Genomic DNA, 14,845 nt, shown 5'->3' with positions numbered 1-14,845 from the left:
ATCGGCCTTGTTTCTTAAGTTCATCAGCTAACAAACAGCGAGGTAAGCCCATGGCGTCTTTTATCGCGGAACACCCACTCGAGGCCGACGAGCTGCAAAAACTCGATGCCTACTGGCGGGCGTGCAACTACCTTGCGGTGGGCATGATTTATCTGAAGGACAATCCTCTGCTGAAAGAGCCTTTGCAGCCGGGGCATATCAAAAAACGCTTGCTCGGTCATTGGGGCTCCAGTCCCGGCTTGAGTTTCAGCTACGTTCATCTCAATCGCCTAATCAATAAGTACGATCTTGATGCGATTTTCATCACCGGCCCCGGTCATGGAGCGCCAGGCGTATTGGCGCCGGTTTATCTCGAGGGTACGTACTCCGAAATCTATCCGAATAAAAATGAAGACGAAGAGGGGATGCGTCTGTTCTTCAGGGAATTCTCGTTTCCAGGCGGAATCGGCAGCCATTGCACGCCGGAAATGCCGGGATCGATCCATGAAGGGGGAGAGTTAGGTTACAGCATTTCCCATGCCTTCGGTGCGGCGTTCGATAACCCCGATCTCTTGGTTACCGTAATGGTCGGCGATGGCGAGGCAGAAACCGCAGCTCTCGCAGCCTCCTGGCATTCGAATAAATTCCTCAATCCGGTTCGGGACGGTGCGGTACTGCCGATCCTCCACCTCAATGGATATAAGATCAATAATCCGACCGTCCTGGCGCGCATTTCCCATGAGGAACTGGAGCAGCTGTTCGCGGGATATGGATGGACGCCCTATTTTGTCGAGGGCAGCGATCCGGAAACCATGCATCAAGCGATGGCGGCTACTTTAGAACATTGCGTGCTCGAAATTCGTCGGATTCGGCAGGAAGCCCGCCAGGGCGGTGGCCTGAGCCGCCCGCGGTGGCCTATGATCGTGCTGCGCAGCCCGAAGGGGTGGACAGGACCCAAGACGGTCGACGGCCACAAAATAGAAGGTTTCTGGCGTTCGCACCAAGTGCCGCTCGCAGGAGTCGCCCAGAATCCGGAGCACCTCAAGATGCTCGAAGAATGGATGCGAAGTTATGAGCCGGAGAAACTGTTCGATGCCACCGGCCGCCTCGTTCCCGAGTTGAAGGCTCTGGCTCCCAGGGGGAATCGGCGCATGAGCGCCAATCCCCATGCCAATGGTGGCTTGCTCCGTAAAGCTTTAAGGATGCCCGATTTTCGCGATTATGCGGTCGAGGTGCCGAAACCTGGTTCCGTGGAGTCGGAAAATACGCGGCCCCTCGGACGCTTTTTGCGCGACATTCTGGCGCTAAATCCTAGTAACTTCCGGGTATTCGGTCCGGACGAGACCACTTCCAACAAGCTGGATGATGTGTACGAAGCCAGCAAAAAAATGTGGCTGGCCGACTACTTGCCGGAGGACGCCGACGGCGGCGAATTATCGCCGGAGGGGCGTGTTATGGAAATGTTGTCGGAGCACACGCTGGAGGGCTGGCTCGAGGGCTATCTGCTTACCGGGCGGCACGGATTCTTCTCGACCTATGAGGCCTTCGTCCACGTGATCGACTCGATGTTCAACCAGTTCGCAAAATGGCTGGATATCGCCAACGACATCCCCTGGCGCGCTCCCGTATCTTCCCTGAACCTCTTGATCACCTCTACCGTATGGCGACAGGATCATAACGGCTTCACTCATCAGGATCCGGGGTTTCTCGATCTCGTGGTCAACAAGAGCCCCGAAGTGACCCGTATTTACCTGCCCCCCGACGTCAATACGCTCCTATGCGTGGCGGACCATTGCCTCCGAAGTACCTATAACGTCAACGTGATTGTTTCGGACAAACAGAAGCATTTGCAGTATTTGGACATGGAAGCAGCGATAAAGCATTGCATCAAGGGCCTGGGAATCTGGGATTGGGCGAGCAACGACCAGGGTTCGGAGCCGGATGTCGTCATGGTGGGTTGCGGCGACATCCCAACGAAAGAGGCGCTAGCGGCTGTCATGCTCCTGCGCGAACACTTCCCGACATTGAAGATCCGTTTCATCAATGTGGTCGATTTGTTCAAGCTGCAGCCTGCAAGCGAACACCCCCACGGCCTTAACGACCGCGATTTCGACAGTCTCTTCACCTTGGATAAGCCGATTATTTTCAATTTCCACGGGTATCCGTGGCTGATCCATCGCCTCTCTTACAGAAGAACCAATCATAAGAACCTGCACGTGCGAGGGTATAAAGAGAAAGGAAATATCAATACCCCGCTGGAATTGGCCATCGAGAACGAAATCGACCGTTTCAGCCTGGCGATCGATGTGATTAATCGCGTGCCGGGGCTGTTGGTTGCGGGCGCCCATGTCAAGGAAAAGCTTCGCGACATGCAGATCGAGTGCAGCAATTATGCGTATGAGCACGGTGTGGACAAGCCGGAGTTCGCCAATTGGACATGGCCTCAATAATGAGCGAGCGACGATGGCGCGGCCCGGAAAGGATTTCGTAGACGCACTCCCTCAAGCTGACTGAGAACTCATGCAGAGGAAGCTTTTGGTCCTCAACTCGGGTAGTTCGTCCGTAAAGTATCGGTTGTTTGATCTGAGTGACGAACGTGTCCTGCTGTCAGGCATTATCGAACGAATTGGAGAGACTCGCGCTTCTTCGCCTGAAGATGGTGGTGAGGGGCATGGATTCGCTGACCACCGTCAAGCCTTTGCCGAAGTGATGCGGAGGCTCGACGAGTCTGGCGAGTTGCCGGACCCGAACGAGCTTTTTGCAATCGGCCACCGTGTGGTGCACGGAGGGGAGACTTTCCGTTCCGCTGTCGTCGTCGACGATTCGGTCATGGCGGCGATTCGAGCGGCTGTTCCTCTCGCGCCTCTCCATAATCCGCCAAATTTGCTGGGCATTGAGGTTTGCCGCGCACTCTGGCCAGGCGTGCCTCAGGTCGCTGTGTTCGATACGGCCTTTCACCAATCCATGCCGCCTCACGCCTACCATTACGCGCTGCCGAAAAAATTTTATCGGGACGATCGAATACGCCGGTACGGGTTTCACGGAACCTCGTTCGCGTACGTCACGAAACGAGCCGCCGCCCATCTGGGGCGACCGCCGGAGTCGTGCAACTTCATCGCGTTGCACTTGGGTAATGGGGCGAGCGCTACAGCCATTAAGCACGGCCGTAGCGTCGATACATCGATGGGCATGACGCCTTTGGCGGGCTTAATCATGGGTACGCGGTGCGGCGACATCGATCCCGGCATCGTCCTCCATTTGATGAACTCCCGCAATTATTCAGCGAGAGACATAGAGTGCCTTCTAAGCAGGAACGCCGGGCTCAAGGCGCTCGTCGGGGCGAATGATATGCGCGAAATTTTGCGGCGTGCTGCGGTCGGCGGCGAAGACGCCCGGTTGGCCGTCGAAATGTACTGTTACGCGATCAAAAAATACATCGGGGGCTACTTGGCTGTGCTGGGTAACATCGATGCGTTGATCTTTACGGGCGGTATCGGTGAGCATGCCGCTCCCATCCGCTACAAAATCTGCTCGGGTCTAGAGCCGTTCGGAATCGTGATCGATGTACGCAAAAACGCAATGGACGCGTCTGAAACGTCGGAGCTGCAAGCCTCCCATAGTCGAGCCAAAATCCTAATCGTGCCGACAGACGAGGAGCTGGAAATCGCCCGCGAGGCCGCGGAAGTGATTGATGCTCGGTCCGTCGGTTCAATCGAATAGTCTCGGAAAACCATTGGTACGTGTTTTTTCACTCCTTTGCGGCTTCTTCCATTTCTTTTGGTACTGAGCTTTCGTGTTCTCTGAATTCCGGGCGGCAGGCTCGTTTGGAGTGCCCATTCCTGGCCTTTCTGCAAGAGCGCGAACGCGTGCCAGTCTCTTTTCTGTGTGTGTGCTTTTGCCCTGATTTATCGCGGCCTCAGAGCTCCAGTCGGAAAGGCAGTAGGAATCGTCGGATATAGCCTTGACAAGGCATGAATGAGTGATAGACTGCAACGCACCCTAGGAGTGGGGCATTTTGTCGCAGGGGCCCTTGGGCCAGGGGCAAGAATGAAGAAGACAAGGATGCACGACGAGGTAGCGGGGCGGCGACGCACCGCGAATGAGTACTAACTTTGGAGGTAAAACTATGGCTGCAACAACAGTTGGTGGCGTAGCAGCGCAAGACAAGCCGCTTTTGGACATGAAGTGGCTGACCTTTGCGTTCATGCTGTACACGGTCTTTTATATGTGGGTTCGGTGGTATGAAGGGGTCTACGGCTGGTCCGCCGGTCTGGATTCGTTCGCACCGGAATTCGAGACGTACTGGATGAACTTCCTGTACACCGAAATCGTACTGGAAGTGGTCACCGCCTCGATTCTGTGGGGCTACCTGTGGAAGACCCGTGACCGCAACCTGGCGGCACTGGCGCCGCGGGAAGAACTGCGCCGGAACATGACGCACCTGATTTGGCTGTTTGCGTATGCATGGGCCATTTACTGGGGTGCGAGCTACTTCACCGAGCAGGACGGCACCTGGCACCAGACGATTGTTCGCGACACCGACTTCACGCCGTCGCACATCATCGAGTTCTACCTGAGCTATCCGATCTACATCATCACGGGTGGTGGCGCGTTCCTGTATGCGCATACCCGCCTGCCGCACTTTTCGGCTTCGAAAGGCTTGTCGCTGGCGTACCTGATTCTGTGGACCGGTCCGTTCATGATTCTGCCGAACGTTGGCTTGAACGAATGGGGTCACACCTTCTGGTTTATGGAAGAGTTGTTCGTAGCGCCCTTGCACTACGGCTTCGTGATCTTCGGCTGGCTGGCATTGGCCATCATGGGCGTGTTGCTGCAGGTGTTTGCGAGCTTCTCGAACCTGATGGGCAAGGAAATCTGTGAAGCGGTGGATCAAGGTCTGATCGCGAAATAAGTTTGGATGGGTTGCGGCGGGGCGGCGACGATAGCTACTATCGATCGGCGCGGCCGCTGCGACCGGCACTGGACGTGACGATGACCGCCCGGCGGGCGGTCGTCTAAAACGACAATAAATGAACTTTTGGAGGTAACTCATGAGCGCACTTCAATCTGCGGTTCGGTCTCATGCCGAAGCAGTGCAAGTCTCCAGGACCATTGACTACCTGGGGATCTTCATTTTCTTCTTTGTAGTGTGTGGTTCGTATCACATTCACGCCATGTTGACCATGGGTGACTGGGACTTCTGGTCGGACTGGAAAGACCGTCGTCTGTGGGTCACGGTGACCCCGATCGTGTTGGTGACCTTCCCGGCGGCGATCCAGGCGTGGGCCTGGGAAAAGTTCCGCAACCCCTGGGGCGCGACCATCGCGGTGTTGGCGTTGCTGTTTGGTGAATGGGTCAACCGCTACTTCAACTTCTGGGGCTGGACCTACTTCCCCATCAACTTCGTATTCCCGGCGGTTCTGGTTCCGGGTGCGATTTTGCTCGACACCTTCCTGATGCTTTCGGGCAGCTACCTGTTCACGGCGATCGTGGGCGGTATGGCGTGGGGTCTGGTGTTCTATCCGGGCAACTGGCCGATGATTGCGCCGCTGCACGTGCCGGTGGAATACAACGGCATGCTGATGTCGATTGCCGACATTCAGGGTTACAACTATGTCCGTACCGGTACCCCCGAGTACATCCGCATGGTTGAAAAAGGCACCCTGCGTACCTTCGGTAAGGACGTAGCGCCGGTATCGGCTTTCTTCTCGGCGTTCATGTCGATCCTGATCTACTTCATGTGGCACTTTGTGGGCCGTTGGTTCTCGACCATTCGGTTCTTGAAGCAGACCTAATCGGGACCGGAATCGGACGTACAAGCAAAACGCACCCAGCCTTTGAAGCGCCCTGACGCGGGGGCTTGAGAGGCGGGTACAACAGAATAGACTCGAGAGAGGAAGAACCTATGAAACTACTCAAAGACAGGATCGCCAAGTGGTCCATGGTCGGTTTGCTGGCCACGTTTGCCGCGACCAGCTTCTACGCGCCGAGCGCCTCGGCCCACGGTGAGAAATCGCAGGCGGCGTTCATGCGTATGCGTACCATCCACTGGTACGATCTGAACTGGTCGAAAGAGAAGGTGAAGGTCAACGACACCGTCGAAATCACCGGTAAATTCCACGTGTTCGAAGGCTGGCCGGAAACGGTCGCCGAGCCCGATACCGCGTTCTTGAACATCGGTATTCCGGGTCCGGTCTTCATCCGCAAAGAATCGTACATCGGTGGCCAGTTGGTGCCGCGTTCGGTGCGCTTGGAGATCGGCAAGACCTACGAGTTCAAAGTTGTGTTGAAAGCGCGCCGTCCGGGTGACTGGCACGTGCACACCATGATGAACGTCGAAGGCGGTGGTCCGATCATCGGCCCCGGCAAGTGGATCACGATCGAAGGCTCCATGAGCGAATTCAAGAACCCGGTGACCACCCTGACCGGTCAGACCGTGGATCTGGAGACCTACAACGAAGGCAACACCTACTTCTGGCACTTCTTCTGGTACGCCATTGGCGTCGCCTGGATCGTGTACTGGGTCCGTCGTCCGGCCTTCTTGCCGCGCTACCTGATGGTGGAAGCGGGCCGTGCGGACGAGCTGGTCTCGGCGGGTGACAAGAAAGTGGCGATGGGCTTTGCTGCGGCGACGATCCTGATCGTGATCTTCGCGATGTCGAGCGCCAACAGCAAATACCCGATCACCATTCCGTTGCAGGCCGGCACCATGAGAGGCATTCAGCCGATCGAAATGCCGAAGTCGACGATTTCGGTGAAGGTTGCCGACGCCACCTACCGGGTACCGGGCCGTGCGATGCGCATGAAGCTCACCGTCACCAACAACGGCAACAAGCCGGTGCGGTTGGGTGAGTTCTACACCGCGTCGGTGCGTTTCCTGGACAGCGATGTCTACCGCGACACCACCGGTTATCCGGAAGACCTGTTGGCGGACGATGGGCTTGAAGTGAGCGACAACAGCCCGCTGCAGCCGGGTGAGACGCGGACGATTGACGTCACCGCCAGCGATGCGGCGTGGGAAGTCTATCGTTTGTCCGACATCATCTACGATCCGGACAGCCGCTTTGCCGGTCTGTTGTTCTTCTTTGACGATGCGGGCGGCCGTCAGGTCACCCAGATCGACGCTCCGCTGATCCCGTCCTTCATGTAAGACCGCGGGGCGCCGGGTCCCGGCGCCCTCGAGGCTTTACGACCGACGGTCGGCACTGAAAAGCCCTCCTTCTCTGAAGGAGGGCTTTTTTCTTTGTTTAGATCGGAGATTAATTCGGATCTCGGTGCGCTGTGTGCGGCCTAGAGAGCTTATGACGCGGAAGGTGGCTTATTTGGGCCCAGCTGATTATCCCTCTATATTATTATGAGGGCAGGGTGTTCCCCTTAAGACTATAGGTTCCTATATCTCGGTGGGTCATAGGTTTCGCATCGCTTGTGCCGGTTACCGGCTAAATGCTTCCGAATGATGCCCACGCTAGCGCCGAAAATGTACCAGCCGGTAATTTACCTAAATTTTACTCACTACAGAGCCAGAATGAACTGAAGACAACCTTCAACTCCTTTCCGGCTTCTAGTGATATAATTTATGCCGTTTTATCCATATCCATTGCTGGCGTAGCTCAGTCGGTAGAGCAGCTGATTTGTAATCAGCCGGTCGGGGGTTCGAATCCTCTCGCCAGCTCCATTTCGCTATCCATTGCCTTGAATCCGGGTATCGCTCAGCGGCTCTCGCGACGGATATCTAAGCGGCGTACGAATTCGCCGATGATGATTTGATAGAGTCTGTCACCGAGGACGTGATCCTCGATGCCGGCATCGATGTTCGGGTTATCGTTAATTTCGATCACGTAGACACCGTTCTCGGTTTGTTTGAGATCGACTCCGTAAAGACCGTCCCCGATCAGTTTGGCGATGGCCAGCGCGGTATCGACGACAGCGCTAGGGGTCTCTTCGATTGGTAAAGTCCGAAAGTTTCCCTCTACGGCCTTCCCGGACGATCGGTGCCTGACGACTTGCCAATGCGCACGAGACATGTAGTACTGGCAGGCGAACAAGGGTTGTCCATTGAGTATGCCCACTCTCCAGTCGAACGACGTATAAACGAATTCTTGGGCGAGGATCAGATCGGATTCCTTGAACAGTTTTTGCGAAAGTGTTCTAAATTCACGCTCGTCATCGGCTTTGTATACGCCCCGAGAAAACGAGCCGTCCGGGATCTTAAGGACGACGGGGTAGCCGATGTTGCCATTCATCGATTCGACGTGCCCCTTTTGGAGAATTTTGCTTTTCGGTGTGGGAATGTGGTGCGCGTCCATTAGTTCGGCCAAATAGACCTTGTTGGCGCACTTCAGGATGGAATCGGGATCATCTATGACCACCATGCCTTCAATCTGCGCTTTTCTCGCGAAGCGATAGGTGTAGTGATCAATATTGGTGGTTTCGCGAATAAATAGAGCGTCGTATTCCGCCAAGCGCTCGTAATCTCTCTTCTCGATCAGTTCGACATCGACCCCTTGTTTTTTTCCGGCTTTGACGAGCTTTTGCAAAGCGCCGGCATTGGAAGGCGGCATGTTCTCGGCGGGATTACGCAGCACCGCCAGATCATAGCGCGACGTGCTCCTGGCGCGGGGCCTCCGCCATGGTTTCGCGAGGTAGCTGTTCAGTCCGTCGATGAAAAGTTGCCGGTTCGGTTCGCACATCGAGCTCGTGAGGTGCATCGGCTTTACGGTGTCTATATGCCACTTGCCTTGATAGCGGAACTCGACTTTAAGCAACGGACATTGAAATAGATCGAAGATCTGCCGGGAAAGGTCCTGCATATTCGGATCTTCGCAGCGACCGAAAAAAATCGGAAGCTCGAAGGTCTCATCGATTTTGCTCTCGCGCTTCTTGAAGCGTTTCTGGATTATGCCGTTGAGATCCTCGATGTTAAGGCTGTAAATGGATTTACTGCTGAGGCTGGTGAGGGTTCTCACGGTCGGAATGACCCGATGGCTGCGCGGCTCTGCCAGCAAAGAGCAAAAATACCCCATGCTTAAGTAACGATAACTGCGGCACAAATTGATGACGCGGACATCCTTCGTTTTCAGGTACTCGGCCTTCGATAAATAATCGCAGGCTGCAACCACGGGCACGCGCGGATAGTCCGGCTGCCAGTCCTTTAGACTCTCGACAACGACGATGTGGACGGACATATCAGTGGCGCCGGCGCGACTTTGATTTGCGAAGGATCAGTACAGACTTTTGTCCGGTTTTTCCGTAGCGGGCCATGCGTTGAAAATCGGTCTTGAGAATGGGCATGTTGATGCAGTCGGTGGCTGTCTTTCCGGCTGAATAATCGACATAGGGATCGTGCACGTAAAAATAATGTTCGTCGAAGCCTGTCACCACGATCCAGTGGGGAAACTTTTCCTGATAAAGACGATAGGAACTGATCAGCACAACCGGTATGCCGCCTTGCTCCATTTTTTCCTGCAACTCATTGCAGTTGAGGGCGGCATACACGATCTTGACCGGTAGTCTTTTCAGTTCATCCAAAAAATCCTCCTGTACGACCTGCATCACCACCCGTTTCTCTGGATCACGTACCGAGGTAATGAAAAGTGCGCCTTCATCATTGACATAAACCTCGACATCGAACCCGCGGTGAAACGCCGAAAGCGCGAGTCCATAAGGCCCGCACCCGCCGTGCCCGGAGGTCATGAAAACAGTGGTCGATTCGCGCCATAGCCGCAACTCGAGTTTTCGGTCCAGCTCTACATCGGATTGCAGGGTCTTCATGGCCATCATCAGGGATGCCGGACCGCAGGTGAAATCGAGAGTCTGCTGGTAATACGGCACCCGAGCCAGTTCCGGATTCAAATGAGGTGCCAGCATTTTCTCGAACCGCAAGGCCGAGGCGTGGTCTTCGTAGTAGTCGGGAACGCTTTCCAGATAACGATAGCCGAGATTTTCAAACAGTTTGATCGAAGGTCGATTATCGCGCCGAACTTCGAGCCGCAAGGTCACGCATTCGCGGTCCAGGGCCAATTCTTCGGAGGCTATTACCAGAGTCCGGCCTATGCCCTGGCTGCGATACGGCGGGTCGACCGCGTAGGAATACAGGCGCGCCAGCGAGGTGCCGGTATGGAATAGCACCATCGAATATCCGCGAATCACCCCTTCATGATCATCCACGAGGGTCGCCGCATTCGCCTTGGTAAGGAGATACCGGAAGTTGCGCCGGGAAATACGGTCCGTATCGAAACATCGGTCTTCGATCCGAACGAGGGCGTCCAGATCGTCCAAGTTGGCTGCGCGAATCATCAACGGTAGTGGGGGATAGGTGTCGGAAAAGATACTAGGCAGTTGTATGCCGACATCTTACCCGAAAATAGGTGGGCATTGTGCTCGCGGGGTCAAGCGCGGGAACAAGCCTGCGCTTGTCTGATGCCGATCAGCGGAGCTTGCTCTCGATATCAATGCGTTCCCAAGGCAGTTCGGTGAATGACGCGCCCATGTGGCCGTGTGCCGGTAGCATCCGGTAAAACATCCCTTTGTATTGCGCGGGCAAGTAGCGAAGTCCGAATTTCCGGATGATCGCTCCTAGCCGGAAATCGATGCATTCTTCGAGTCTGTTCTTGATCGTATTTTCGTCGACGCTGCCGGTACCGAATGCCGACACTTGAATGCTGACCGGCCTGGACTGCCCGATCGTGTAGCTCAGCTGGACTTCGCATTCGTCGGCGAGCCCGGCCGCTACAACGTTTTTGGCGGCGTAGCGTGCGGCATAGGCGCCGACGCGGTCGATACGGCAGGGGTCTTTGCCGGACAAGGCCGATCCGGAATGCCGCGCGTAACCGCCGTAGGTATCACTCGCTGTCTTTCGTCCGGTCATGCCCGAGTGTGCGGCGGGGCCGCTTTTCGGGAAAGTGCCGCGCGGATTGATGAAGATGTCTGTCTGATCGTCCGGCCGAATCGATTCGTTCGCAAAAGCGGGATTGATAACGTGGTCGAGAAGATCGGCGCGAAGCTGGGCTGCGTCGATTTGATCGCCCCCATGAGGCCCCGCGATCAGGGTAATGCTGTGAATCCTGTTCGGTCTGCCGCTTTCGAATTCCACGCCGACCTGCGTGGTACAGTCGGGCGATAAGTAGGAAACGGTTTTGTTCTCGCGCGCCACGGTCAGTTGCCGGGCCAAGCGGTTGGCCATGGTAATCGGAAACGGCATCAGCTCGGTCGTTTGATTGCAGGCGAAACCGAACTGAGTGATTTGATTGCGGACGGTGATTCGGTCGAGCTCCTTGTCGGTCAATTCCCGCTCGTCCCATTCATACCGTTGATCGAGAGGTTGCGCCATAAGGCTGGTGACCACGGTGCATTCGGCGGCGTTGAAATCTTCCTTGCGATAACCGACCGCGCCGACAACCTGCCGCGCCAGATCCGGAATGTCCACGGTCGCTTTCGAAGCAAAGCGGGCGGCGACGAACACGATTCCTTTCGACAAGGCGCATTCGGTCACGATATGAGAGTAAGGATCCTGCTGGAGAAACCGGTCAACAATCGCGTCGCTGATGGTGTCGCATAACCGATCGGGGTGCCCTTCGGCCACCGATTCCGAAGTGAACAAAAAGCTCTTTTTCATGATCGCCGCTCCTTTTGTTGCGAGTCGGTTTTTAACCGTTTAATCCCCTCATTGATTAAAAACGGCGTGGTTGCTCCGGCCCCGATCGCGACCCAATCGAGGGCGCCGATGGGCGAAAGTCGGAGCAAATTGCGCAACGGAGGCAAAAAGGCCGCGCCGATTTGAAGAGCGGCTGAACCGAACAAAGCCGCACTCAATAGCCGGTTGGTTGGCCGTTTCTCCCTATCGAACACGCCGGTGCGCTCGGACCGGCAACTGATGGCGTGGAGCAACTGACCGAGCGTGATAGTCATAAAGGCGCCGGTGCCCGCTTTTGGCCCCAAGCCATACCGGGCAACGCTATATCCGTAAACAGCCATGGCGCCGCCGGAGAGAAGCAGTGATTCACGCATCAATCTGGCGGCATCGGCGCGGCGGATGATTGGCTCGGTTGGGCTGCGGGGCGCCTGTTTCAGCACGTCCTGCTCGGGCGGCTCGAGCGCCAATCCGAGGCCGGGCAGGATGTCGGTCAATAGGTTGATCCACAGCAGTTGGATCGGGTTCAGCACTTCGCCGGCACCAAGCGCCGTGCCGATCAGCATGATCTCGACTTCGCTCAAGTTGCTGGAAAGCAGGAAATGCAGGCTCTTTCGGATGTTCAAGTAAATCGTTCGTCCCTGCTCAACGGCAGCGATCATGGTGTGCAGATTGTCGTCTTCCAGAACGATGTCGGCGACGGACCGCGCCACCTCGGCGCCCCCACCGCCAAGCGCCACGCCCACGTCGGCTGCCTTTAAAGCAGGGCCGTCGTTGACGCCGTCGCCGGTCATCGCTACGACGTGTCCGGCCTTTTGAAGCGCCTGGACGATGCGGAGCTTGTGCGCCGGGCTGACCCGCGCGAACACTGTCGTATCATTCACGATGCCCGCGAGCAGGTCGGGGTCGAGTTTGTCCAGATTGGTGGAATCGATGATTTCGAGAGCCTTAACGCCGTTCAGTCCCAAGCGTTTGCCGACGGAGAAGGCTGTGGCGCTCTGATCGCCAGTAATCATTACGGTACTGATTCCGGCTCCATGGAATTTGGCCATGAGCTCGGCCATCCCGGGGCGGACCGTGTCTTCCATCCCTATCAATCCTAGCCAGACCAGGTTTTGGCTCACGGATGCGGTACCAATATCTTCGGAGTATCCGAAGGCGACGCCCAGAACCCTCAACGCGCGCCCGGCCAAGCCTTCGTTCTGTGACATGATCGCCGCACACTGCGTTTCGTCAAGCTCTACGTACTCGCCGTCGCGGAGCCCGTGCGTGCACAGCCCGAGCACGTCGGTCGGACTGCCCTTGACCGCGACCAAGTGTTTTCCATCAGTGTTCTTGTGAACGGTGACCATATACGGACGATCCTCCGCTCGATGTACCGTCTTGACGAGCGGATGCCGTGCCCGCAGTGCCTTGAAGTCCTCGCCCGCGTCCAGTGCGATCTCCACCAAAGCCGACTCGGTCGGCGTTCCGTCGAGCTGGCGCCCGCTGCCGTTTTCGACCAGCTTGACTTCGCTGCACAGGCACACGATCTGAAGCAAGCGTTCGAGATCTCTCTGCTCGGCCAGATCGAACGATTCTCCGTTCATCAGCAACCTGCCGTTCGTGCGAGTGACGGAGATTGCGGGCATTTCGATCGTGACGGCCCGCATCCGGTTCTCGGTCAGCGTGCCGGTTTTATCGAGGCAAAGGGTCCTCACCGAACCGAGGCTTTCCACGGCGGGCAGCTGACGGACCAGCACGTGGTGGCGCTGCATTCGCCGTATGCCGAGGGCCAGGGTGGTGGTCGCCACCGCCGGCAAGCCTTCCGGAACGGCCGCGACGGCCAGAGATATCGAGGACTTCAACATTTGCAGCCAGGCGAACCCGCGCAGCAGGCCGAGGCCGAACATCGCCGCGCAGATACCGCCCGAAAACAGCGCGAGCTGGGTGCCCATACGGTCCAATTGGCGCTGCAACGGCGTCTCCGGCGGTTTGACCGATCCAACCAGGGATTGGATCACGCCGATTTCGGTGTGGCGGCCGGTCGACACCGCTACGGCCGTCCCGCTGCCGCCGGTGACGACGGTGCCGCGATGAACCATATTCTTGCGATCGGCCAGAGGGGCGTCCGCAGGAGCCAGATAGTTGTGGTGTTTGCCGACGGGGAGGCTTTCGCCGGTCAGCGCCGATTCGTCGACAGTCAACCGGTTGCTGGCGATCAGACGTGCGTCTGCCGCTACAAACGATCCCGGCTCGAGCACCAGAATGTCGCCGGGCACGACGTTTTCGACCGCTATTTCCGTCTTCTCCCCATCCCGAATGGCAAGCGCCCGGGTTGGTGTCAGCTTGGCCAGCGAACCGATGATTTTTTCCGCTTCACTTTCGGTGAAATAGCCGATGCCGGCATTGATCAACACGACGCTCAGGATGGCTAGAGCATCCGCGACGCCTCCGGTGGCGATGGAAATCACCGCCGACACGCCGAGCAACGCGACCGGCGGACTCATGAGTTGTCCCGCAAACATCGCTATGGCCGAGCGGGGTTTTTGCTGGCTCAAGGTATTCGGTCCGTGACGAAGAAGACGCGCCGCGGCAAGCTTTCCGGTCAAGCCGTCCGGTCCGGACCCCAGGGCCGTCAGCACCTCTTCGTCCTCGATTGCGTGCCAGACTCGCTTGCGGGAGGGGGCCTCTAAATCCGGATTCTCGACGATTTGGAGTGGCGGTTTTCCAAAAGCAGCCCGCCGGGCTTTCCAAAAGCCGATCTTGAGCGCATTGGAGTGCCTCGTGCCCTGGTGTCCGACTTTCGTCCGGGGTCCGCCGATCGCGGCATTGGTTTTCCAGTGTCTACGGGCACAAAGTTCGAGCTCGTCGATGATGAGGGCAATCGGCAGATCCAGTCTGAACCGGACCAAGGCGCTTCCGGTAAGCGGATTGGCGCTGACCGAGTCGAGCCACCGGCTCTTGGCCGGAAGTTCTTCAAGCGCCTTCTTCATGATTTCCGAGCGATAGAGTCCACGAACCTTGACCCGGATTCGCCCGGGAGCCCCGCGATGGGCAAGCGTGATCAAGATCGGTCCGACAGGGCTCGAATGGGAGGAATGATTTTGGCGGCGGGCGCTTTGATCGAACGTATCTTTCATCGGAAAAGCCGTTCCGCGACGGGGAATGACGGGCACCTGTCGCGATGAAAAGTTACTATGCTTCTGCGTATCCGGTCTCGGACGTCAAAAATGAGCTTACCTTAGCGTGGTTACC

The 14,845-nt window shown here is 56.9% G+C and carries 9 protein-coding genes and 1 tRNA gene; 6 read left to right on the top strand and 4 right to left on the bottom strand.

The annotated features are described in order from the left end of the window. Positions 1–50: 50 nt before the first annotated feature. The 6 genes from ACR2R1_RS13745 (at position 51) to ACR2R1_RS13720 (ending at position 7,654) form a co-directional block, all read left to right on the top strand. On the top strand, positions 51–2,429 hold the full coding sequence (locus ACR2R1_RS13745) for a phosphoketolase family protein (protein WP_077730891.1): 2,379 nt from the start codon (positions 51–53) through the stop codon (positions 2,427–2,429). 70 nt (positions 2,430–2,499) lie between these two features. Next, complete coding sequence (locus ACR2R1_RS13740; RefSeq protein ID WP_434110516.1) at positions 2,500–3,699, top strand: acetate/propionate family kinase; 1,200 nt, start codon at positions 2,500–2,502, stop codon at positions 3,697–3,699. Positions 3,700–4,105: 406 nt separating this feature from the next. Continuing rightward, complete coding sequence (gene amoC / locus ACR2R1_RS13735) at positions 4,106–4,891, top strand: bacterial ammonia monooxygenase, subunit AmoC (protein ID WP_077732835.1); 786 nt, start codon at positions 4,106–4,108, stop codon at positions 4,889–4,891. A 139-nt stretch (positions 4,892–5,030) separates the two neighbouring features. Continuing rightward, positions 5,031–5,774 carry a bacterial ammonia monooxygenase, subunit AmoA gene (gene amoA / locus ACR2R1_RS13730; protein WP_086132856.1) on the top strand — a complete coding sequence of 248 codons (744 nt, stop codon included), beginning with the start codon at positions 5,031–5,033 and terminating at the stop codon, positions 5,772–5,774. 110 nt (positions 5,775–5,884) lie between these two features. Continuing rightward, positions 5,885–7,129, top strand: coding sequence for a bacterial ammonia monooxygenase, subunit AmoB (amoB, locus tag ACR2R1_RS13725; RefSeq protein ID WP_086132855.1), 1,245 nt, complete (start codon positions 5,885–5,887; stop codon positions 7,127–7,129). Between the two features lie 449 nt (positions 7,130–7,578). After that, positions 7,579–7,654, top strand: a tRNA-Thr gene (locus ACR2R1_RS13720). A 34-nt stretch (positions 7,655–7,688) separates the two neighbouring features. Here the strand turns inward: ACR2R1_RS13720 and ACR2R1_RS13715 are convergent. The 4 genes from ACR2R1_RS13715 to ACR2R1_RS13700 all read right to left on the bottom strand — a co-directional run bounded on the left by ACR2R1_RS13715 (position 7,689) and on the right by ACR2R1_RS13700 (position 14,730). After that, positions 7,689–9,164, bottom strand: a complete 1,476-nt coding sequence (locus tag ACR2R1_RS13715; RefSeq protein WP_077730720.1) for a RimK family protein — start codon at positions 9,162–9,164, stop codon at positions 7,689–7,691. Position 9,165: 1 nt separating this feature from the next. Next, positions 9,166–10,275: a GNAT family N-acetyltransferase/peptidase C39 family protein gene (locus ACR2R1_RS13710; protein ID WP_086134663.1), complete on the bottom strand. Its 1,110-nt coding sequence runs from the start codon at positions 10,273–10,275 to the stop codon at positions 9,166–9,168. Between the two features lie 130 nt (positions 10,276–10,405). Continuing rightward, positions 10,406–11,593 carry a methionine adenosyltransferase gene (gene metK / locus ACR2R1_RS13705; protein ID WP_077730722.1) on the bottom strand — a complete coding sequence of 396 codons (1,188 nt, stop codon included), beginning with the start codon at positions 11,591–11,593 and terminating at the stop codon, positions 10,406–10,408. After that, the gene (locus ACR2R1_RS13700; protein WP_434110513.1) at positions 11,590–14,730 is read right to left on the bottom strand and encodes a cation-translocating P-type ATPase; all 3,141 of its coding nucleotides are present in this window, start codon (positions 14,728–14,730) and stop codon (positions 11,590–11,592) included. Before ACR2R1_RS13700 ends, metK begins: the two co-directional genes overlap by 4 nt. Positions 14,731–14,845 lie beyond the last annotated feature (115 nt).

Source organism: Methylocaldum sp. GT1TLB (assembly GCF_051027445.1).
Lineage (GTDB): Bacteria > Pseudomonadota > Gammaproteobacteria > Methylococcales > Methylococcaceae > Methylocaldum.
This window is presented reverse-complemented; position numbering and strand designations above follow the sequence as displayed.

Bases quoted from the DNA above. Each gene is read 5' to 3' on its own strand.
- ACR2R1_RS13745 (WP_077730891.1), top strand. From the start codon at position 51: ATGGCGTCTTTTATCGCGGAACACCCACTCGAGGCCGACGAGCTGCAA.
- ACR2R1_RS13740 (WP_434110516.1), top strand. From the start codon at position 2,500: ATGCAGAGGAAGCTTTTGGTCCTCAACTCGGGTAGTTCGTCCGTAAAG.
- amoC (WP_077732835.1), top strand. From the start codon at position 4,106: ATGGCTGCAACAACAGTTGGTGGCGTAGCAGCGCAAGACAAGCCGCTT.
- amoA (WP_086132856.1), top strand. From the start codon at position 5,031: ATGAGCGCACTTCAATCTGCGGTTCGGTCTCATGCCGAAGCAGTGCAA.
- amoB (WP_086132855.1), top strand. From the start codon at position 5,885: ATGAAACTACTCAAAGACAGGATCGCCAAGTGGTCCATGGTCGGTTTG.
- ACR2R1_RS13715 (WP_077730720.1), bottom strand. From the start codon at position 9,164: ATGTCCGTCCACATCGTCGTTGTCGAGAGTCTAAAGGACTGGCAGCCG.
- ACR2R1_RS13710 (WP_086134663.1), bottom strand. From the start codon at position 10,275: ATGATTCGCGCAGCCAACTTGGACGATCTGGACGCCCTCGTTCGGATC.
- metK (WP_077730722.1), bottom strand. From the start codon at position 11,593: ATGAAAAAGAGCTTTTTGTTCACTTCGGAATCGGTGGCCGAAGGGCAC.
- ACR2R1_RS13700 (WP_434110513.1), bottom strand. From the start codon at position 14,730: ATGAAAGATACGTTCGATCAAAGCGCCCGCCGCCAAAATCATTCCTCC.